This is a genomic window from Pseudoalteromonas sp. SIMBA_162, assembly GCF_046535955.1.
Classification (GTDB): Bacteria; Pseudomonadota; Gammaproteobacteria; order Enterobacterales; family Alteromonadaceae; genus Pseudoalteromonas; species Pseudoalteromonas marina.
Genome location: NZ_JAWJBQ010000374.1, coordinates 1 through 274 on the forward strand (window position 1 = coordinate 1; position 274 = coordinate 274).

Genomic DNA, 274 nt, shown 5'->3' on the forward strand with positions numbered 1-274 from the left:
GGGGAGTTTATCCGCCGCCGCACCGCCACCCGCGTTCACCCGGATGATTGGCGTCTTGATTTGCTGCCGCCACACCTCATCATGAACGTGAAGGTTGTCGACCATGCGGGTAAGACGCTAGGCCAAGGGCGCGACGTGCGTGCATTGGAGCGGCGTTTCGAAGAGGCGGCGAGTGCAGGCGCCCAGGCGCTGGCCGATCAGGCAAGCCAAGCGCCCGCTCTGGATGAGTTGCCGGAGTCGCCGCTGCCCGAGTCACGTGTGACGGTCACACGTG

At 65.3% G+C, this 274-nt stretch carries 1 protein-coding gene; it reads left to right on the top strand.

Translation table 11 applies throughout. The features are described from left to right. A partial coding sequence (locus R0J88_RS20095; protein WP_410900889.1) for a DUF3418 domain-containing protein occupies positions 1-274 on the top strand: 274 nt, incomplete at both ends.